This window comes from Comamonas testosteroni (assembly GCF_014076415.1).
In the GTDB taxonomy this organism is placed as follows: domain Bacteria; phylum Pseudomonadota; class Gammaproteobacteria; order Burkholderiales; family Burkholderiaceae_C; genus Comamonas; species Comamonas testosteroni_F.
Genome location: NZ_CP043568.1, coordinates 1,271,057 through 1,289,731 on the forward strand (window position 1 = coordinate 1,271,057; position 18,675 = coordinate 1,289,731).

Annotated in this window: 15 protein-coding genes; 9 read left to right on the forward strand and 6 right to left on the reverse strand. The window is 60.0% G+C overall.

Features of this window, described 5'->3' with window-relative positions; all coding sequences use genetic code 11:
* Nucleotides 1-32 precede the first annotated feature (32 nt).
* Complete coding sequence (moaE, locus tag F0P97_RS05770; protein ID WP_182286010.1) at nt 33-491, forward strand: molybdopterin synthase catalytic subunit MoaE; 459 nt, start codon at nt 33-35, stop codon at nt 489-491.
* 88 nt (nt 492-579) lie between these two features.
* Here the strand turns inward: moaE and F0P97_RS05775 are convergent, their stop codons facing one another.
* Nucleotides 580-1,473 carry a DMT family transporter gene (locus tag F0P97_RS05775; protein ID WP_182286011.1) on the reverse strand — a complete coding sequence of 298 codons (894 nt, stop codon included), beginning with the start codon at nt 1,471-1,473 and terminating at the stop codon, nt 580-582.
* On the opposite strand from F0P97_RS05775, the gene F0P97_RS05780 reads away from it, so the two are divergent.
* From F0P97_RS05780 to F0P97_RS05810, 7 genes are all read left to right on the forward strand, one after another.
* Complete coding sequence (locus F0P97_RS05780) at nt 1,472-2,518, forward strand: helix-turn-helix domain-containing protein (RefSeq protein WP_182286012.1); 1,047 nt, start codon at nt 1,472-1,474, stop codon at nt 2,516-2,518. The genes F0P97_RS05775 and F0P97_RS05780 overlap by 2 nt on opposite strands.
* 130 nt (nt 2,519-2,648) lie before the next feature.
* Nucleotides 2,649-5,261, forward strand: coding sequence for an ATP-dependent chaperone ClpB (clpB, locus tag F0P97_RS05785; RefSeq protein WP_182286013.1), 2,613 nt, complete (start codon nt 2,649-2,651; stop codon nt 5,259-5,261).
* Nucleotides 5,262-5,290: 29 nt separating this feature from the next.
* A complete protein-coding gene (locus tag F0P97_RS05790) occupies nt 5,291-5,647 on the forward strand; it encodes a hypothetical protein (protein WP_182286014.1) in 357 nt (118 codons plus the stop codon).
* 121 nt (nt 5,648-5,768) lie between these two features.
* Nucleotides 5,769-6,131, forward strand: coding sequence for a hypothetical protein (locus tag F0P97_RS05795; protein WP_003076538.1), 363 nt, complete (start codon nt 5,769-5,771; stop codon nt 6,129-6,131).
* Nucleotides 6,132-6,206: 75 nt separating this feature from the next.
* Entirely contained in the window at nt 6,207-7,646 is a 1,440-nt protein-coding gene (locus F0P97_RS05800) for a coniferyl aldehyde dehydrogenase (RefSeq protein ID WP_182286015.1), read from the forward strand.
* A gap of 267 nt (nt 7,647-7,913) precedes the next feature.
* A complete protein-coding gene (locus F0P97_RS05805) occupies nt 7,914-8,438 on the forward strand; it encodes a GNAT family N-acetyltransferase (RefSeq protein WP_034348967.1) in 525 nt (174 codons plus the stop codon).
* A 33-nt stretch (nt 8,439-8,471) separates the two neighbouring features.
* Complete coding sequence (locus tag F0P97_RS05810; RefSeq protein ID WP_182286016.1) at nt 8,472-9,686, forward strand: methyltransferase; 1,215 nt, start codon at nt 8,472-8,474, stop codon at nt 9,684-9,686.
* Nucleotides 9,687-9,697: 11 nt separating this feature from the next.
* Here F0P97_RS05810 and F0P97_RS05815 read toward each other — a convergent pair whose 3' ends face one another.
* On the reverse strand, nt 9,698-10,288 hold the full coding sequence (locus F0P97_RS05815) for a hypothetical protein (RefSeq protein ID WP_182286017.1): 591 nt from the start codon (nt 10,286-10,288) through the stop codon (nt 9,698-9,700).
* Between the two features lie 192 nt (nt 10,289-10,480).
* Between F0P97_RS05815 and F0P97_RS05820 the strand changes: the two genes are divergently transcribed.
* Nucleotides 10,481-11,527 carry a tRNA dihydrouridine synthase gene (locus F0P97_RS05820; RefSeq protein ID WP_182286018.1) on the forward strand — a complete coding sequence of 349 codons (1,047 nt, stop codon included), beginning with the start codon at nt 10,481-10,483 and terminating at the stop codon, nt 11,525-11,527.
* Here F0P97_RS05820 and F0P97_RS05825 read toward each other — a convergent pair.
* Genes F0P97_RS05825 through F0P97_RS05840 form a run of 4 tightly spaced genes read right to left on the reverse strand, consistent with a single transcriptional unit; the run spans nt 11,481 to nt 18,667 of the window.
* Nucleotides 11,481-13,196 (reverse strand): phospholipase D-like domain-containing protein, encoded by a 1,716-nt coding sequence (locus tag F0P97_RS05825; protein ID WP_182286019.1) that lies wholly within the window; start codon nt 13,194-13,196, stop codon nt 11,481-11,483. The genes F0P97_RS05820 and F0P97_RS05825 overlap by 47 nt on opposite strands.
* Nucleotides 13,197-13,248: 52 nt before the next feature.
* On the reverse strand, nt 13,249-14,358 hold the full coding sequence (gene ribD, locus F0P97_RS05830) for a bifunctional diaminohydroxyphosphoribosylaminopyrimidine deaminase/5-amino-6-(5-phosphoribosylamino)uracil reductase RibD (protein WP_182286020.1): 1,110 nt from the start codon (nt 14,356-14,358) through the stop codon (nt 13,249-13,251).
* Between the two features lie 32 nt (nt 14,359-14,390).
* On the reverse strand, nt 14,391-14,846 hold the full coding sequence (locus F0P97_RS05835) for a type IV pilin protein (protein WP_182286021.1): 456 nt from the start codon (nt 14,844-14,846) through the stop codon (nt 14,391-14,393).
* Between the two features lie 11 nt (nt 14,847-14,857).
* Nucleotides 14,858-18,667, reverse strand: coding sequence for a pilus assembly protein (locus tag F0P97_RS05840; protein ID WP_182286022.1), 3,810 nt, complete (start codon nt 18,665-18,667; stop codon nt 14,858-14,860).
* Nucleotides 18,668-18,675 lie beyond the last annotated feature (8 nt).

Consider the following 18,675-nt stretch of genomic DNA (forward strand, 5'->3'; position numbering starts at 1 on the left):
ACATGCCCATGCTGGCCTGCGACAATGCAGGCATGACTGAAGCACGTGTATCCATTCAGACCCAGGACTTTGACCTCTCGGCCGAGATTGCCGCTCTGCGCGCCGGCGATGCACGCGTGGGCGCGGTCTGCAGCTTTGTCGGCACGGTGCGCGACCGCAACGAGGGAGATGCCGTCTCCAGCATGGAGCTCGAGCATTATCCCGGCATGACCGAGAAGTCGATCGAGACCATCATCGACAAGGCCGTGGCGCGCTTCGGCATCTATGGCGCGCGCGTGATTCACCGTATCGGCCTGCTGCAGCCCATGGACCAGATCGTGCTGGTGGCCGTGACCAGCGCCCACCGCGGCAAATCCTTCGAGGCCTGCGAATACATCATGGACTATCTGAAGTCCGAAGCGCCGTTCTGGAAAAAAGAGCAGACCGGGCAAGGCGCACGCTGGGTGGATGCGCGTGTCAGCGATGAGCAGGCATTGGCGCGATGGCAATAATTCCATGAATTGATAGCTGCTTACGCATTTACTCATTGAGTTTCAATTGAAAAATCATCTGAAACGCAATATTGAATAGCGGTGGATGCTATGCTTTTTGCGGATCGTTCGGCTGCAGCCAGCGGGGTGGCTTGAAGACCAGTACATTGCCAGCCATCACCAGGATCAGGCCCAGCATGCCGGCGGCAGTCCACTGGTAGCCTTCGAACAGAGCCGAGATATTGAGCGCCACAATGGGAAACAGCACTGTGGCATAGGCGGCTTTTTCGGGTCCCAGTCGGCCTACCAGTGTGAGGTAGGCGGTAAAGGCAATCACCGAGCCGGGAATGGCCAGATACAGCAGCGCGCCTGTATATTGCAGGCTGGTATCAAAGTGCCAGGGCAGACCGGCAATCAGCGCATACGCCAGCAGCAGCAGCGTGCCGGCCAGCATGCCCCAGGCATTGGTGTGCAGCGGCTTGTAGCCCAGGCGCTGCAGAGATGCAGAAAGCATGTTCCCGCAGGAAAAGCACAGTGTTCCACCCAGCGCCCACAACAGACCTTGCCAGCTGGCGTGCTGGCCTTGCTGCAGCTCCGGCCAGAACAGAATCACCAGACCCGTCAGGCCCAGAGCGCTGCCTGCGAGCACATTGGGCGCAAGCCCGCGACCGTGGATGACTCGCGCCAGAAATGCATTCCAGATGCTGGCACTGGAAAACACCACGGCAGCCAGACCGCTGGTCAGGGTCTCGCTGGCGTGCATGAAGCAGACAAAGTTCAGGCTGAACAGGCATAGCCCCTGGCCCAGCACGCGTGGAATGGCTGCGCCGCGGGGGGCGCGCCACTGGCGGGTCAGCAGCAGCCAGGCAAAAAGCACCAGGGAGGCAAGGCCAAAGCGGTAGGCGATGGACAGCTCTACGGGTACGCTGCCCAGTTGCATCTTGAGAGCGATCCAGGTGGAGCCCCAGATCAGCACGACCAGGGCATAAAGAGGCATAAGCATGGCAAGTCTTGGTGCTTGGAAGAACCAAGATCTTGCGCGCCTGGATTTGCGCTGCGTTGCACATTCCTGCGGTTTTGTGGCGCTGCAGCAAGCGCGGCCAGATGGCTGGCGCCACAATGCAGGCATGCCCGCCAGCGTTGTATCCGCCCCATCGCATCTGAGTCATGTACTGGCTCGGTCACGTGCCCAGATCAGGCGCAGAACGGGTTTGAGCCAGTCGCTGGAATTGGCTATCTGGGCCAATCACGATGATGAGGTGCACTACCGCCAGCAAGGGCATCACACGCTGTCTGTCTATCTGAGCGGAGGTCAGGGATCGCAACTCAAGGACGATGCACTGGCCCGAGGCGAAGCAGGGCGCTTTTGCGTTCTCCCGGCCGAGCATGAATCGCGCTGGCTGGTGCGCGAGCCCGTGCAGTTTCTGCACCTGTATGTCTCGGATATTGCCTGGGCCGACCGTGTGGTGCGCCTGCTGGATGCCGAGCCGCGCAGCATTACGCTGACACCGCAGATTTATTCCCAAGACCCAATTTATGCGCAATGGGCACAGGCGCTGTGGCGACTGGACTGGAGTGGGGCTCACGACATATGGCAGGCGGACTGCCTGAGCCAGCAAGTGCTGGACCGGCTGGTGCTGCAGTCGGCGGCGCCCTGGCAGCGGCACAAGCTGCTGAAACCACTGGGTGGCCTGTCATCCACGGCCCGGCGCAAGGTGCTTGACTATGTGGATGCCCATCTGGCCGACAGCAAAGCCCTGAGCTTGCCCGCGCTGGCGCAGGTCGTGGCCTTGTCCGAATATCACTTTGCCCGTATGTTCCATCAAAGCATGGGTTGCACCGTGCATGACTGGGTCATGCAGCGGCGTCTGCAGCAGGTCTGTGCCCGCCTGCAGGGCAGCGCAGGCAGTGCGAGGGGGCGCGCGCCGCAGCTGGCACGGCTGGCCGCCGAAACGGGGTTTGCCAATGCCAGCCATTTGCTGCGCAGCTTTCGCAAGCACTATGGGCTTACTCCTACGCAACTGGCCCGCTGCTGGCACGATGCTTGACTTGATATACCGCAAGCAGAGCAGTTGCGGATCTGCTTTTTGCTGTTTTTTGCGCATTAAGGTCTTGAAACCCCCTGTTTGACTATCAGATAAATGGCAATGAATCTGATTGGAGCGAAAGCGACAAACCATGCGAATTGACAAACTGACGACCAAATTCCAAGAAGCCTTGGCCGACGCGCAGTCCCTGGCGCTCGGTGCTGATCAATCCACCATCGACCCTCTGCACCTGCTGGTGGCCATGCTGCGCCAGGACGACGGCCCGCGCGCGCTGCTGCAGCGTGCCGGCGGCAATGTGCAACAACTCAAGAGCCTTGCCGAGCAGGCCATGGCAGACCTGCCGCGCGTGCAGCAGCAAGGCGATGTACAGGTAGGCTCCGAGCTGGCTCGGCTGCTGCAGGCCAGCGAAAAAGAAGCCCTCAAACGTGGTGACCAGTTCATCGCCAGCGAGCTGTTTCTGCTGGCGCTGGCCGATGCCGCAGGCTCGGCCACGCGTGCCGGTGCCTTGCTCAAGCAGAGCGGCGTGAGCAAATCCAGTCTGGAAGCGGCCATCAATGCCGTGCGAGGAGGGCAGAACGTGGACAGTGCAGAAGCCGAAGGCCAGCGCGAAGCGCTCAAGAAATACACGCTGGACCTGACCGAGCGTGCCCGCAGCGGCAAGCTGGACCCGGTAATCGGCCGCGACGACGAAATCCGCCGCGCCATCCAGGTGCTGCAGCGCCGCAGCAAGAACAACCCCGTGCTCATCGGCGAGCCCGGCGTGGGCAAGACCGCCATTGTCGAAGGCCTGGCCCAGCGCATCGTGGCCGGCGAAGTGCCCGAGAGCCTGCAGAACAAGCGTGTGCTGTCGCTGGACATGGCGGGCCTGCTGGCCGGTGCCAAGTACCGCGGCGACTTCGAGGAGCGCCTCAAATCCGTGCTCAAGGAAATCGCACAGGACGAAGGCCGCATCATTCTTTTCATCGACGAGATCCACACCATGGTGGGCGCCGGCAAGGCCGATGGCGCCATGGATGCCGGCAATATGCTCAAGCCCGCGCTGGCGCGCGGCGAGCTGCATTGCGTGGGTGCGACCACGCTCGATGAGTACCGCAAATACATCGAAAAGGATGCTGCGCTGGAACGCCGCTTCCAGAAGGTCATCGTGGACGAGCCTTCGGTGGAGGACACCATCGCCATCCTGCGCGGCCTGCAGGTGAAGTACGAGGCGCATCACAACGTCGATATCACCGACCCCGCCATCGTTGCCGCTGCGGAGCTGAGTCATCGCTACATCACCGACCGCTTCCTGCCCGACAAGGCCATTGACCTGATCGACGAGGCTGCGGCCAAGATCAAGATCGAGATGGACTCCAAGCCCGAGGTGATGGACAAGCTCGAGCGCCGCATGATTCAGCTCAAGATCGAGCGCGAAGCCATGAAGCGTGAAAAGGACGAGGCTTCGCAAAAGCGTCTGCAGCTGATCGAGGAAGAACTCGAAAGCCTGGAGCGCGAGTACGCCGACCTCGAGGAAATCTGGAAGGCCGAGAAAGCCAGCGCTCTGGGTTCTGAGCAGATCCGCAAGGAAGTGGACCAGTTGCGCATACAGATCGAGGAGTTCAAGCGCAAGGGCGACTTCAACAAGGTGGCCGAGCTGCAGTACGGCAAGCTGCCTGCACTTGAAAAGCAGCTGCATGAAGCTCAGGCCAAGGAGGAAGGCCAGGACGGCGCGACGGCCAACAAGCTGCTGCGCACCCAGGTCGGAGCCGAAGAGATCGCCGAGGTGGTGAGCCGTGCCACGGGCATCCCCGTGTCCAAGATGATGCAGGGCGAAAAAGACAAGCTGCTGCACATGGAAGACAAGCTGCACGAGCGTGTGGTGGGCCAGGAGGAGGCGATCAGCGCCGTGGCCAATGCCATCCGCCGCTCGCGCTCGGGTCTGTCCGATCCCAATCGCCCCACCGGCTCCTTCCTGTTCCTCGGCCCCACCGGTGTGGGCAAGACCGAACTGTGCAAGGCGCTGGCAGGATTCCTGTTTGACAGCGAGGACCATCTGGTGCGTATTGACATGAGTGAGTTCATGGAAAAGCACTCTGTGGCACGCTTGATCGGTGCGCCCCCCGGCTATGTGGGTTACGAGGAAGGCGGTTACCTGACGGAAGCCGTGCGCCGCAAGCCCTATAGCGTGCTGCTGCTGGACGAGGTGGAAAAGGCCCACCCCGATGTCTTCAATGTGTTGCTGCAGGTTCTGGACGATGGTCGCCTGACGGATGGCCAAGGTCGCACGGTGGACTTCAAGAACACCGTGATCGTGATGACCAGCAATATCGGCTCGCATCTGATACAGGCCATGGTTGGCGAGGATGCCGATGATGTGAAGGAAGCGGTCTGGGGGGAACTTAAAAACCATTTCCGACCCGAATTCCTGAACCGTATCGATGAAACCGTGGTCTTCCATGCACTGGATGCCAAGAACATCGAGGCGATTGCCAGGATTCAGCTGAAGTTGCTGGAAAGCCGTCTGCAGAAGATGGAGTTGAGCATGCAGGTGTCCGAGCAAGCCCTGGCCGAGCTGGCCAAGGTGGGCTTCGATCCCGTGTTCGGGGCCCGTCCGCTCAAGCGTGCCATCCAGCAGCGTATTGAAAACCCGCTGTCCAAGTTGTTACTCGAAGGAAAGTTCCCGCCCAAGAGTACGATAGCCGTGACAGTAGACCCGGTGAATGATCCCGGGGTGTTCCGGTTCGAGTCCGCAGGCGCTGCCTGAGGACCTGACCCCTAGAAAGAGGTATTGCTTTGAACGATTTCGCCGCCACTGCAACCCGTTGGTCCGTCCGCATCATGCTGATGCTGGTGGGCCTGGTGTTCTTCCTGTGCCTGATGGCTGTGGCCTGTCTCATCGCCCTGGCCTGGGGCGTGCGCGCCCTGTGGGCCAGACTCACGGGCCAGCCCGTGGTGCCCATGAGCATGGGAGCCATGAGCCCCTTTGCCGGCTGGCAGACGGTGTACCGCTCGGGAGCCGAGTGGATGGCGCAATCGTCGGGCAATGCCGAGGCCAAGAAGGATGGGCGTGAAGCCCGCGGGCGCCGCGGCGTTCTGCCCGGTGCCGGCGATGTCACCGATGTGCAGCCGCGCGAGGTCCATGAATCCTGATAGAGCTGTGAGCTGATCGCCAACAAAGAGCCTGCGCTTGTATGTGTCAGGCTCTTTTTTTACGCGCTACTTACCTCGCTTGCGCTGAAGTAGGGACGAATTCAAATTCTTCGAGGGCACAATGGCAAAAAAGACACCTGAGCAAAAAGCTGCCGAGGAGCGCCGCTACATTGCAGCCTGCGGCGCTGCCAACGTGCAAGAGCTGGAGCCTTTCCTGACGGACCCCAATCAAGCCATCCGGGCGACTGCCGCGATGAATCCAGATGCGGATGCAGAGATTCTTGACCGTTTTGCAGATGACAAGTTCTGGGGCGTGCGCATGGAAGTCGTTCGCCACGCCAATGTCGGCGAAGCCACGCTGCGCCGCCTGCTGGAATCCAGCCTTCCCAAGCGTGGCGTGGTGCACCATGCCGCGCGTGCCAGGCTGGAAGAGCGCGGCATTGCATTTGGTGCAGATGGCATGCCGCTGGAGATGTCTGTATGAGGGGAAGCTGGTCTGATTACAGGCGCTGGCTTGGGTAAGAATGAAAACGAGTGAACAGAGGTTTTGAAGACAGGCATGAACTACATGGACTTGCATCGCATCTTTGACTTGCAATACCAAGCCAGCCGCGCGCAGGTTGATGTACCTGTGCTGGTGCGCCGCGAGCGTTTGCTGCGCCTGCAGAAGATGCTGGATGAGAATGGCGAGCAGCTTTGTGCCGCAGTGCAGCAGGACTTTGGCGTGCGCTCCGAGCGCTGGACCGAGATGCTGGATCTGATGCTGGTGCGAAACATGCTCAAGCACACGCTCAAGCATCTGGGCAAGTGGGCCAAGCGCCAGCGTGTGCGCACGCCGCTGATGCTGCAGCCAGGCAAGGCCTGGGTGGAGCGCCAGCCGCTGGGCGTGGTGGGCATCATCTCGCCCTGGAACTATCCGCTGCAGCTGTCGCTGGCGCCGGCCATCACGGCGCTGGCGGCGGGCAATCGCGTGATGCTCAAGCCCAGCGAGCTGACGCCGCATACCTCGGCAAAAATGGGCGAGCTGGTCGCCCAGTTCTTTGCACCCGAAGAGTTCTGCGTGATCGAGGGAGACGTGGCCGTGGCCACGCAGTTCTCGGGCCTGCAGTTCGACCATCTGCTGTTCACCGGTTCCACGGCCGTGGGGCGGCGTGTGGCGCAGGCGGCAGCCGTGCACCTGACGCCCACCACGCTGGAGCTCGGGGGCAAGTCGCCCTGCATCATTGCGCAGGACTGCGATATGCAGGCCGCTGCGCTCAAGGTGGCCTATGGCAAGCTGGTCAATGCCGGGCAGACCTGCATCGCTCCCGACTATGTGCTGCTGCCGCGCGGCAAGGAGCAGGAGTTTGCCGAGGCCTATCAAGCGGCGGTGCAACAGCTGTACCCGCGCATTTCGGGCAACCCGGATTACACGGCCATCATCAGCAAGCGCCATCTGGCACGGCTCAAGCAGATGCTGCGCCAGGCGCAAAGCCTGGGAGCACAGGTGCACTGGATGCATGAAGCGGCTGCCCCCGCTGCGGACGGCGACACCACGGCCTGGGGTGAGGCCGTGGAGCGGCAGTTCGCTCCCGCGCTGGTGTTTGGCGCCACGGGCGAGATGCAGCTGATGCAGGAAGAGATATTCGGCCCCATCCTGCCTGTGATCTCCTACGAGCATATCGAAGACGTGATCAATGCCATCAACGCCAGCCCGCGTCCGCTGGCGCTGTACTGGTTTGGCAATGACGAGGCCGAGCGCGACGCGGTGTTGATGCGTACCGTCAGCGGAGGCGTCTGTGTGAACGACACCTTGCTGCATGTGGCGCATGAGAACCTGCCGTTCGGCGGTGTCGGCGACAGCGGATGGGGCGCCTATCACGCAGAGCAGGGCTTTTTGCGCTTTGTGCACCAGAAGGCGGTTTTCGTGCAGTCGCGTTGGGCGGCGGCTTCCCTGCTGTACCCGCCATTCGGGGAAAAATTCGATCGGGTGATGGACTTTATGCGACGCTGGCTCTGAAATTTCTTGGCCGTCGCAAAGGGATTGAGCGCTTCCACGCTGTGGTGAGCGCTTGCCATATTGTCATCAAATGTGACGCAAACCATTGATGGTTGCGGGCTTGCTGCTCTGCTTAGTGGAGCGCATAGCACATAGATTGCGCCATAGCAAGAAATTGCGAACAGCCGCAGTTGAGCAAATGGCTAACCACTGCACCGCGTGCCAAAACTCTGAATCTGTAGACAATTACGCCCTTCTATTCTTACATGTTTCCGCCCCGGTTTTTCCATGTCTAGTATCCAGGTCCGTCCCGCTACTCTTCGCGATGCAAAAGCGATTGCCCAGATCCATACTGCTTCCGCACTGGAGGCTTATCGAGGTCTGGTTCCCGATGATCAACTGAAGGCCATGTCCTCGGTTGAAAAGCGCCAGGCTTACTGGCGCGAAGCTATTGAATACTGTGAGCCACAGGTCCAGGTCGCCATCGACGGCGACAAGATCGTTGGCTTTGTCGGCTTTGACCGTTCCCGTGATGAAAAGTCCCGCCAGACCACCGGCGAGATCTGGGCTATCTATGCAGCTCCCTCGCACTGGAATCAAGGTGTTGGCGTTGCCCTGTGGGACGCTGCCCGAGATGGTCTGCTGGAAGAAGGCTGCACCAATGTGACCGCCTGGATTCCGCTGCGCAACGAGCGTGCCCTGCGTTTCCATGAAATGGCAGGTTTCAAGCGTGAAATGTCCACGGCCAAGACGGCTGTGATTGGCAGCATCAAGATTGAAGAAGTGCGCGTCAAGCGTCCTCTGAACGGCTGATCACAGCGTTCAGCACTCACTGAAAGACAGGCCGTGACGTCTCCCAACAGCAAGCTCGCGGCCTCAGTCTGCGCACCCGCATCTGCTTTCGACCTGCTGCAATGGCAGGAGCAAGCCCAGGCCCATACGGCTTTGTGGCGCAGCGAAAGCAGCTTGCCCAAGCCTCGCCGCATCGAAATTGCCGATGACACCATGCCCGCTGATACGGCGTTTCGCCATATCAGCGAAGGTGTGTCGCTGCTGTGGCGCGGTGATTTCCAGAATGCGCGTCAGCTGTTGCTGGCACTGGGCCGCCGGCTGGACAAGAAGTCGCGCCGCAAGAGCCCGGCAAAAAGCCCTGCTGCTACAGGCTTTCCCCACGCGTTCCATCTGTACCGCCAGTCCCAGGCCCAGCGCGCACGGATGCTGGCCAGCATTCTGATTGAGCTGGATATGCAATGGCATTGCGCCTTGCGCCGGGCTCCGGACTGGAGTCTTGCATGTTCCGAGGCCTGGGGCGCAGTCCCGGCCGAAGCGCATGCGCAGTCCGTGCTGGTGCCGCTGCGAGATCTGCTGGGTGTGGTCGGCGCCCATGAATGGCGCAAGAAGGGGGTGGAGATACCCGCCCTGGATGGCGCCCGCATTCATGCGCACTACGGTGTCTTCTCGCCCGTGCGCGGCGAGTATCTCGATCTGGTGGCGCGTGCGAGCATTCCTGCTGCCGGATTGCAGCAGGCCTGGGATATCGGCGTGGGCACAGGCGTGCTCTCGGCACTGCTGCTCAAGCGCGGCGTGAAGTCGGTGCTTGCCACCGATATGAGCGAGCGTGCTTTGGCCTGCGCCTCCGAGAATCTGCAGCGGCTGGGTCATGCTTCCAGGGTGGAGCTGCAGCATGTCGATCTGTTCCCGCAAGGGCAGGCCGGCCTGATCGTCTGCAACCCGCCCTGGCTGCCGGGCAAGGCCGCATCGGTGCTCGATCAGGCGATTTATGACGAAGACAGCCGCATGCTGCGCGGTTTTCTGCAAGGGCTGGCAGCGCACCTGCTGCCAGGCGGCGAAGGCTGGCTCATTCTCTCTGACCTGGCCGAGCATCTGAAGCTGCGCACGCGTGAGGAGCTGCTGGGCTGGATTGAATCGGCCGGCCTCAAGGTGCTGGGGCGCGAGGATGTCCGCCCGCACCATGGCAAGGTACAGGACCGCGAGGACCCCTTGCACATTGCGCGCTCTGCCGAAGTGACGTCGCTCTGGCGTCTGGCCAAAGCCGGCTGACAGCCAGGCTGCTAGGCCGTCGCTCCTTGAAGTTCCTGACTGGACGGATCGGCGGCTTCGCCATGCGCCAGCAGGGCAGCCAGCCTTTCGCGCAGCGACTGGGCGCGTTCTTTGCCCGCATATTCCTCTACCGCCGTCAGCAGGCTGATACCGGCGCTGCGCAAGCTGTTCAGGTCTCTGGCCTCGCGCAGTTGGGTGCGCAATGTCTGGGCCAGCGTCTCATGACGGTTGGCAAACAGGCGCTCGCACATATCGAATAAATACATGCGGGTACCCGCCATATTGATGGCTGGTGCCGAATCGGTGGCTTCCTCGGCTGGCGCCAGGGCTGGTGTGGCCGGACTGTATCCGGCTTTGGCGAGGGAGCTTGCTGGATGAATGGCCATGCTGCGCTCCCTGGGGGCGCTGGATGGCACCAGCTGAAGATATCCCTGCTCCACCAATTGCTGGGCCAGTGCGGCATGATCGCTGCCCAACATGGCTGCAAGTTCTTCCATGCTCTTGCCGCCGGCCAGCAACAGCAGGGAGCGTGCGCGCTGCGGTAGCTGGCGCGATCCTGGCTGAAGTTCTTCCTGGGCCTTGGCGGTTTTTTGCAAAATCATGGCTGCTGCGGTCTGGCGCGTTGCAAGTGCGGATGCGCTATTGCATGGGCTGACGATGACACTGGTGTGAATCTGCGCCAATTCGCAGCGGATCATTCCGTCATTGCTGTTCAAGCTTGCCAATTGCTTCTGAATTACTAGCTGCTGGCGTTTTCTGATAAGCGCTGCAGGTCAATCTGATTTGAATCTGAAATGAGACTGCTGCTTGCGCCCATGGAAGGGCTGCTGGATTTTGTGCTGCGCGATGTGCTGACCCGGGTGGGCGGCGCGGACCGCTGCGTGTCCGAGTTCATTCGCATCAGCGGCTCGCTGCTGCCGGACAAGGTCTATCTGCGTACCATGCCCGAGCTGCGCAATGGCAGCAGGACGTTGGCCGGGGTGCCGGTGCGGGCGCAGCTGCTGGGCTCCGACCCCGTCAGCATGGCCGAGAACGCTGCCAATCTGGCGCGCCTGGGACCCGAGGGCATCGATCTGAATTTCGGCTGTCCGGCCAAGGTGGTCAACCGCCATGGCGGCGGTGCATCGCTGCTGCAGGATCCCGAGCAGATCGTGCGCGTGGTGGATGCTGTGCGCCGTGCCGTGCCCGCGCAGATGCCGGTGTCGGCCAAGATGCGGCTGGGCTTCAACGATCGGGCGCTGATGACCGAGTGTGCCCAGGCCATGGAGCAGGGGGGCGCCTGTGAGATCGTCGTCCATGCACGCACCAAGCTGGACGGCTATCGTCCGCCGGCCTATTGGGAAGAGATTCCGCGCATCCGCGATGCGGTGGGCGTGAATGTGGTGGCCAATGGCGAGATCTGGACTGTGGAAGAGGCCTTGCGCTGCCGCGAAGTTTCGGGCTGCGACGATCTGATGCTGGGGCGCGGCATTGTGGCCGACCCAGGTCTGGCCCTGGCCGTGCGCCGCGCCGTGGAGCAGGGCAGTGTCAGCGCGGCAGCCGGCATTGACTGGCTGGCGCTGGTGCCCCAGGTGCAGCGTTTCTGGCATATGGTCTGCGAGGATCTGGAGCCGCGCCAGCGTGCGGGTCGCCTCAAACAGTGGCTCAACCTCATGCGCAGACGTTTTCCCGAAGCCGAGCTGGCTTATCAGGAAGTGCGCACCCAGACCGATCAGCGCGCCATCAGCGATTGGGTGGCGGCCTTGCCCCAGCGTGATCTGCAGCGGGAATGGCCCTGGCCAGAGCGGGCGGAAGTCACAGCAGACTGTCCGGAGCCAGAGGCCCGAGCAGCTGCAGCATAAGGCGCAGACCCAGGCTGGCATCGGGTTCGGAATACGAATCACTGAGCCCGCTGTCCTGCGGTGCACGCCAGACCAGTTGCCCCTTGGGATCCAGATCCACGCGCCAGCTGTTTTCAGGCAGGCTTTCATCGATGCTGTCGCTGGCCAGCTGGCTGAAGCGGCGGCTGGCGATCAGTACGGCGATCTCGGTGTTCTGCAGGCGTGAGCGCATATCCAGATTCATGGAGCCCACGGCGACCAGACGCCCGTCTATGACCAGCAGCTTGGTGTGCAGCATGGCCCGCGAAGCGCCGGAGCTGCCGCCGCTGGAGCCCGTGCCGCCCGCGCGCAGGGCGGAGCTGACATTTGCTGCTTCGCTGCGCATTTCATGCAATTCGACGCCGATCTCCAGTAGTGCCTTGCGGTGGCGAGCATAGCCGGCATGTGCCAGCGGAGCATCGTTGGAGGCCAGTGAGTTGGTCAGAACCCGGATGCGTACGCCTTTGCTGCGTGCAGCGCGAAAGGCATCCATGATCTCCGGCCCAGGTACAAAGTAGGGCGAAACGACCAGCAAGTCCCGCCTGGCAGAGCGAATCAGAGCCAGCAGGCCATCGACCACCGATTCGGCATTCAGTGCCGGTGCGGCCAAGGGAGGGAGGCTGTTGGCGTCGTCGGCCTTGAGTACTGCTGCTTCGAATGACTCATCGGCGGCAGTCCGCTCCGCTCCTTCAGCGGGAATCTTGGTCGGGCTGTCGGCCAGCACCATGGCCTGGGCCCAGATCCACGGGATCTGCTTCAGACTCAAGGGGCGGTCTTCGGGCTCCGGTCTCGGGGCGGTGGTGTTGCGAGCATGCTCGGCTTCGCTCCTGGCGTCTTCCTGGTCGAACTGCTTTTTGAGTTTGAGCAAGTCAGGCTCGCTGATCAGCGACTGCACGGGGTAGGCGCGAACATTGTTCCAGTAGCGATCAAAACTGCGCGACAGGTCTTTGACGACCGGGCCGCCGGTCAGAACATCGAGGTCGACAAAATTGCCGTCATTGGAGGCGTCAAAGTAGGCATCGCCCAGATTGCGCCCGCCAATCACAGCCAGGGTGTTGTCGGCCACAAACAGCTTGTTGTGCATGCGCTGCTGCGCGCGCTGAAAGTCGGTCAGCAGCGTCCAGGCCCGGCCGATGGTGGAAGCGCGCGAGCCGGCCAGAGGGTTGAACATGCGCATCTCCACATTGGGTACAAAAGCCAGGCGCATGATCTGTGCGTCCGGCCCCGTGCTGTGGAAGTCGTCCAGCAGCACGCGTACGCGCACGCCGCGCTTGGCAGCCTGCACGACGGCGTGCAGCAGTCGTCCGGTACTTTGGTCTGCATGGATGGCGTAGTACTGCAGATCCAGCGTTTTCTGTGCATTTTCCACCAGCGCCATGCGGCTGCTGAGGGCATGCTTGGGGCCGGATATCAAGGCGAAAGCCGAGGCATCTGGCTTTGCCTTGGCTGGGCGAGCCTGAGAGATGAACAGGCCCAGGTCGGTGTTTTGGGGCTGGCTCAATGCGGTGCTGACGGGGCGCTCCACATCCTTGGGTAGAGACGCCGCGCAACCCGTGAGCAGCAGCGCGATGAAAGCGCCGGCAAGCAATGCCTGATACTTTGGCCACCGCAACGGCTGCAGCCATGACGATGTGGAGATAAAAGCCGTCATTGCTGCTTTGTAACCCATGATGATCAAGTTGGCATGTCGGACACAGACTGCGCTAGAACTGCTCTCGGCCCTGGATTCTGGCAACAATGCGCAGGTCCGGTCCCAGGCGGGCGACATCATGGAACACCAGTGGCAGGCCTTGCTCCAGGCTGTCGAGCGGGCCGAAGTTGGCAATGCCCATGGCTCCCGTGCCCAGCAGCTTGGGGGCCTGATAGAAGAGAAGCTCATCGATCAGGCCTTCGCGAATCAGGGAGCCATTGAGTTTGAAGCCAGCTTCCACATGCAGCTCATTCGTGCCGCGCTCGGCCAGATCGCGCAGCATGGCAGCCAGGTCCACCTTGCCTGCCGCATTCGGCATACCAATAACCGTAGCGCCTAGCGCTTGCAATTTCTCGATCTTGGATTGATTTGTACTGCAGGTATAAATGAGACAACCGCTAGGCGCTTTCAAAACATGAGCATCCAGCGAGATGTCAAGCCTGCTGTCCACCACCGCAACACGCGGCTGGCGTGGTGTTGGCACATCGCGTACGTTCAGCCGCGGGTTGTCTTCCAGTACCGTGCCTATGCCGGTCAGAATCGTGCAGGCCCGGGCTCGCCAGGCATGTCCGTCGGCCCGGGCGGCCGCCGAGGTAATCCACTGGCTTTGGCCGTTGTGCAAGGCCGTGACGCCGTCCAGCGAGCTGGCAGCCTTCATGCGCACCCAGGGCGTGCCGCGAATCATGCGGCTGAAAAAGCCGACATTGAGCTCGCGTGATTCAGCTGAGCCGGGGCCTATCTCCACATCGACACCCGCGGCGCGCAGCCGCGCGAAACCCTGGCCGGCCACTTGCGGATTGGGATCCGTCAGCGCACCCACTACCTTGCCGATGCCGGCTGCGACCAAGGCGTCGCAGCAGGGCCCGGTGCGGCCATGGTGCGAGCAGGGTTCCAGCGTCACATAGGCCGTAGCCCCGTGCACGTCATTTCCCTTGGCCGCTGCGTCGCGCAGCGCCATGATCTCGGCATGGGGGCCGCCGGCCTTCTGGGTAAAGCCCTGGCCGATGATCTGGCCAGCGTCATTGACGATCACGCAACCGACACGCGGGTTGGGTGAGGAAAGAAAAAGCGCCTGAGCAGCCTGCTCAAGCGCCTTGTTCATGAAGTGGGAAGAGTTTTTCATCTTGCCCAGAATGGTAATGCAGTGGGTAGGCTTTATTTACTCCAGCATTCCGTAGCGGTCATTTCGCTTGAAAGATTCTCTGCCCCTCTTGCTCCGGTGTGAGTCAAAGTGAAGTCGCCGCATTTGTCGGCGGCCTGGGGCCCTGGGTCTTTTCGCGTGGCAATCAAGGTATATGTCGAATTAGTACTGGTACCGGCCTTAACACCAATGGTGTAGCGTTTGCTCGCATCACCGGTCCAGCTCAGTGCAGCAGGCAGGATCTTGGTAGTGTCCGCGTTTGTCGGATAGACCCCCGTCGCAGTCGCTGCCCTCTCCATCCACATCTGGGCTTGCAGCAGCCCAGTGCGGGCATCCGCCCTATGGCCTCGCCGTACATACTCCGTATAGCTGGGATAGGCGACCGCACTCAAAATGCCGACGACGGCGAGAACAATCATCAACTCGATCAAGGTGAAGCCGCGTTGGTTTTTGTGTATGCGATGAATCATGGCTTTTCCTGTTATTTGATTTGGCGCCAGCTTGGGCGTGTGGACTGCTCAGGCATGCGTGCGAGAGTGTCACGGGGGCCGCCACCGCCAGTCTTGTCCACAATGCGATCACGCTTGGTGATCAGCAGCGGCGTACCAGTATTGACAGCCACTCGTGAAACGTTCCCGTCTGCATTGTTGTAGAAGCCGTCATTATTGGTGTCCATTACCTGAATGCTGGGGCGCTTTCCATCCATGATATTGATGAGCGTGCGCCACTGGGCGCCTGCGCTGGTATCAACCTTGACTGGGACGCAGCTCTCGTTGATGTTGTCGCTGGCGGCATTTTTGGTGCCTGAGGGCGACTCGCTGTAAACGGCCAGGATATTGCTGCCGTCATAGAACTGCATGGGCTTGAGCAGGCGCTCGCCGCTGGCAGGCAAGTCAAGGAACCAGCCCTTGTAGTTCTGCCAGGTTGCTGCGCTCAATTCCTGATCGGCGGTCTTGGGGCTGATGGTTGCATCATCCTTGAATGCTCCAGTGCCAGTGAATGCGGCAATGACTTGCTGAGCCAGCAGCCTGCCTGTGCTGTTCATGGTGCCAACCGGAGCGGGTGTGGGGATTGGGGGGCTGGCACTGGCGTCGCCAGGGTGAACTTCCAAGGCTGTTTTATCCGAATTCATGCGGTAGCGTGTGTTGTCAAGAACCGAATATAGGGTTTGAACGTTCTGCTGGATGCTGGTGTTGCGGTCGTTGGCGGTCAAGTTGCGGCCTGTGCCAAAGGCAACCATCATGCCGCCGATGGGCAGGGTTTTGGCAGCTGTCCCAGTGCCTGTAGTCATGCTTCGGTCATTGGCACGAACGATGGGGGGGGCAGTGATCGGCTGTACCTGGTCGCGTGTGGAGCTGTTCAGCGCGACAGGGCCGCGGGCGGTGAACAGTGGCTGGCCGCCGAAGGCCACGGCCCAGCTGTCGGCATTTGTACTGGTCAGATCGAATTTCCAGAGATTGCCCAGGTTGTCGCCCGCATAGACCACATCGGTCTTGCCGTCGCCGTCCAGATCCACCAGCGCGGGAGAGGCCAGGCCGTTGTCGGCGGCATTGCCGCTACCTGGGGTAGCTGTGTTGGTGGTAACAGGGATGAGCTTCAACTCTTTGTTGCCATCCAGGTACTGAACCAGAAGCACCGGGCGTTGCTTGGCGCTGTTATAGCCATTGCCCATCACTACTGCCCAGCGGCCATTGTTCATGCGCGTGATCTGCGTGGCTTCCTGCAGGCTGGCGGGGTTGCGGTTTGGGCGGGCGGTGATATTGCCAATATCTGCGTCATCAGCTACGGCTGCGGTGCAGGCCTGCACCGCAGCACCGGTGAGCGCGCTGCAATTGGGTGCGGCTTCGCTATTGCCGCGAGTACGGTCTTTCACCACCGATGCTGCGGTAAGGCCAGGCCTGGCGGCACTGCCAGGATTGGTCACGTCTAGCAGAAAGTAACCCTTGCCCCCTGCGCCCAAGGTGCCTACCAGCATGGTCTTCCAGTCGTCGCCGTCCTTGATATCGCCCGTCATGGGCGAGCCATCGACGTAGTACTGGTGTCGATAGTCCTTGTCGGTCAGTTTTTTCAGTCCGCCTACAACGCCACGCGGTACATAGGCCATCAGTTCGCTGCCATCCTTCGCTGAAAAACCATGCAGCATGCCGTCATTGCCGCCAGCATAGAGAACAGGCGTACGGTCTTTTTGTGCTTGGACAAAGCTGGCATAGCCCATGCCATGATTGCTGATGGGGCCGCCCGTATACCAGATTTCGGAGTTCACGATATCGCCCTGGCGGCTGGTGCGCACGCGCAGAGGCTGGGCATCCGTAGTGCCTTCCAGAGAGCGATCGCCTCGAATGTAGTTGATGATATTGCGCGCTAGGGTTGACAGGGCAGTCGTGATGACATCGCTGCCGCTCAAGCCCAGTAGCGCTCGCTTTTGTGCTGTGCTGTAAGCAATCTCTGTGCTGTCCGTCCATTTGAATGGAGTTCCGGCGCCGGTTTCATCACTCCAGGTTAGAACCAGACGATTATCCACCGATGCCAGTTCGTCCAATCGGTCTGCTGTGCTCTTGCCATCCCAGCCAGATACCACATCGGGGAAGCGAATGCAGATTTTTTCAGGATCGTCTTTGCTAGGGCAGGCATATTTTTCTGGCTCAAGTGCGCGCGTTGCGGCGATATATCCGCTCCAGCCATCCTTGGGGCTATAAGCCGAGGCATAAATACCGGCATTGTTTTGAGAAACGTTATAGCCAGTGGTACTGCCGCCACCAGCAATCGAATCCGGCAATGGTGCACTTTCGTCGCTGATCTTGCCGATGATCTCGCGGAACGCTTTGGCAAGGTCTTCGGCTTCTGTCACTGCATAGTAACCACCGCGGCCGTTAATGGCTGCATGCCATAAATCCAGTGAGCGCTTGTATTCGCTGTCCATAGCTGGCCATTTTTGCCAGCCTGTTACCAGATCGACAAAGCTATTGTCATAGCCGAAAGGCACTTTTACTGATGGAGCAATAATATCGCTGGCGCCTGGCCAGGTGACGGCCTCATCACTGAAGCCAATCGTATAAGTGACCATATGTGGCCATGTTGCAGGGTTGTATTTTGGATTCCAGTATTTCCCCAGATTAACGGTTTTTGTTTCTTCTTTTGTTCCCACTTTTACTGGTGTTGTACCAATTTGACCTTGAGTCCATTGCGTACATCTTCCCCTTTTGTCGTACTTTAGGCATGGGGATACATCTCCGTATACAGGCTGTTCTTCATAAACATCTACGGTTTTTGTTTTTGAGAAAGTCTCGGCGAGTGGGGCTTCTTGATACGTCTGCGAAGGCTTTAGCTTGTCGGAATTTATCAGCAATGATGCATCCTGCAATGGATCCATCCAGCTCTTGAATGCCCAGTCGGACAAGGTATCCGAGAAGCTGTCGTAATAGACTCTGGTCTGATCGGATGTAGTGCTGTACATCTGGCGGCCATTCAGCGCAGCCCAATCTTTGCCATCCTGATCTCCGCCGGAAACATCCCCATTCCAGCGACCATCGGTCATCATGATGTGGTAGTTGCGGCGACAGCCCAGGTACTCGGTGCTCTTGCTGCCGGTGCCTCCTGGGTCGCTGGACCACGGGCTGTTCTTGCCAAGAGGCTGGCGCATATAGGAGTCCGCCTGGCTGAACATTCTATGGGAAGGTGTTCCATTCCCGGGGGATAAATTTTTGACGAAATCGAGGAAATTATCGCGATGCTTCTTATTGTTTATCGTCGAGTCAATGGATCTCATTGAATTGGTGTTCATTTTTGAGCTATTGACATTTCCTGCACTACTTGATCCGCCATTGTTATGCATTGCCTGCCAGGCGATACGTATTCTGTTCTCTGGTATCAGTTCCTTATTGTTGAATACGGCATCTAGAGCATATTTGAGAACATTAATGCGTCTGGCTTCGTCGTTCCACTTTCCAAGGTCATCAGGGATTGTATATCCCTTGCCGGTGCGCGATGAACCAGTGTAGGAAGTTTTGACACCGTAATTCATACTTCCAGAATCGTCGACCGAGATAATCACATTCGGCGCTACAAAGGCTGATTTGGATGTGGGGAGGGGCGGCTCTTGTACCATATCCAGCGCCCAGCTTGTGGTGGGGGGAAGTAATGTGCTGATGGCGATTGCCAGCAGGCTCTTCTGAAAGGGAAAACGCTTGGTAAGGGGCATGAGGCGCTCCTGGAAGAACAGATTCATAAAAGAAGTAAAAAGGGCTTGAAATACCTGAAGGAAATTGCGGTTTACTATCTGTTTGAAAGGCAATTTCGGGT

Coding starts and splice junctions, on each gene's coding strand:
- moaE (WP_182286010.1), top strand. CDS start 33: ATGACTGAAGCACGTGTATCCATTCAGACCCAGGACTTTGACCTCTCG.
- F0P97_RS05780 (WP_182286012.1), top strand. CDS start 1,472: ATGGCAAGTCTTGGTGCTTGGAAGAACCAAGATCTTGCGCGCCTGGAT.
- F0P97_RS05775 (WP_182286011.1), bottom strand. CDS start 1,473: ATGCTTATGCCTCTTTATGCCCTGGTCGTGCTGATCTGGGGCTCCACC.
- clpB (WP_182286013.1), top strand. CDS start 2,649: ATGCGAATTGACAAACTGACGACCAAATTCCAAGAAGCCTTGGCCGAC.
- F0P97_RS05795 (WP_003076538.1), top strand. CDS start 5,769: ATGGCAAAAAAGACACCTGAGCAAAAAGCTGCCGAGGAGCGCCGCTAC.
- F0P97_RS05800 (WP_182286015.1), top strand. CDS start 6,207: ATGAACTACATGGACTTGCATCGCATCTTTGACTTGCAATACCAAGCC.
- F0P97_RS05805 (WP_034348967.1), top strand. CDS start 7,914: ATGTCTAGTATCCAGGTCCGTCCCGCTACTCTTCGCGATGCAAAAGCG.
- F0P97_RS05815 (WP_182286017.1), bottom strand. CDS start 10,288: ATGATTTTGCAAAAAACCGCCAAGGCCCAGGAAGAACTTCAGCCAGGA.
- F0P97_RS05820 (WP_182286018.1), top strand. CDS start 10,481: ATGAGACTGCTGCTTGCGCCCATGGAAGGGCTGCTGGATTTTGTGCTG.
- F0P97_RS05825 (WP_182286019.1), bottom strand. CDS start 13,196: ATGACGGCTTTTATCTCCACATCGTCATGGCTGCAGCCGTTGCGGTGG.
- ribD (WP_182286020.1), bottom strand. CDS start 14,358: ATGAAAAACTCTTCCCACTTCATGAACAAGGCGCTTGAGCAGGCTGCT.
- F0P97_RS05835 (WP_182286021.1), bottom strand. CDS start 14,846: ATGATTCATCGCATACACAAAAACCAACGCGGCTTCACCTTGATCGAG.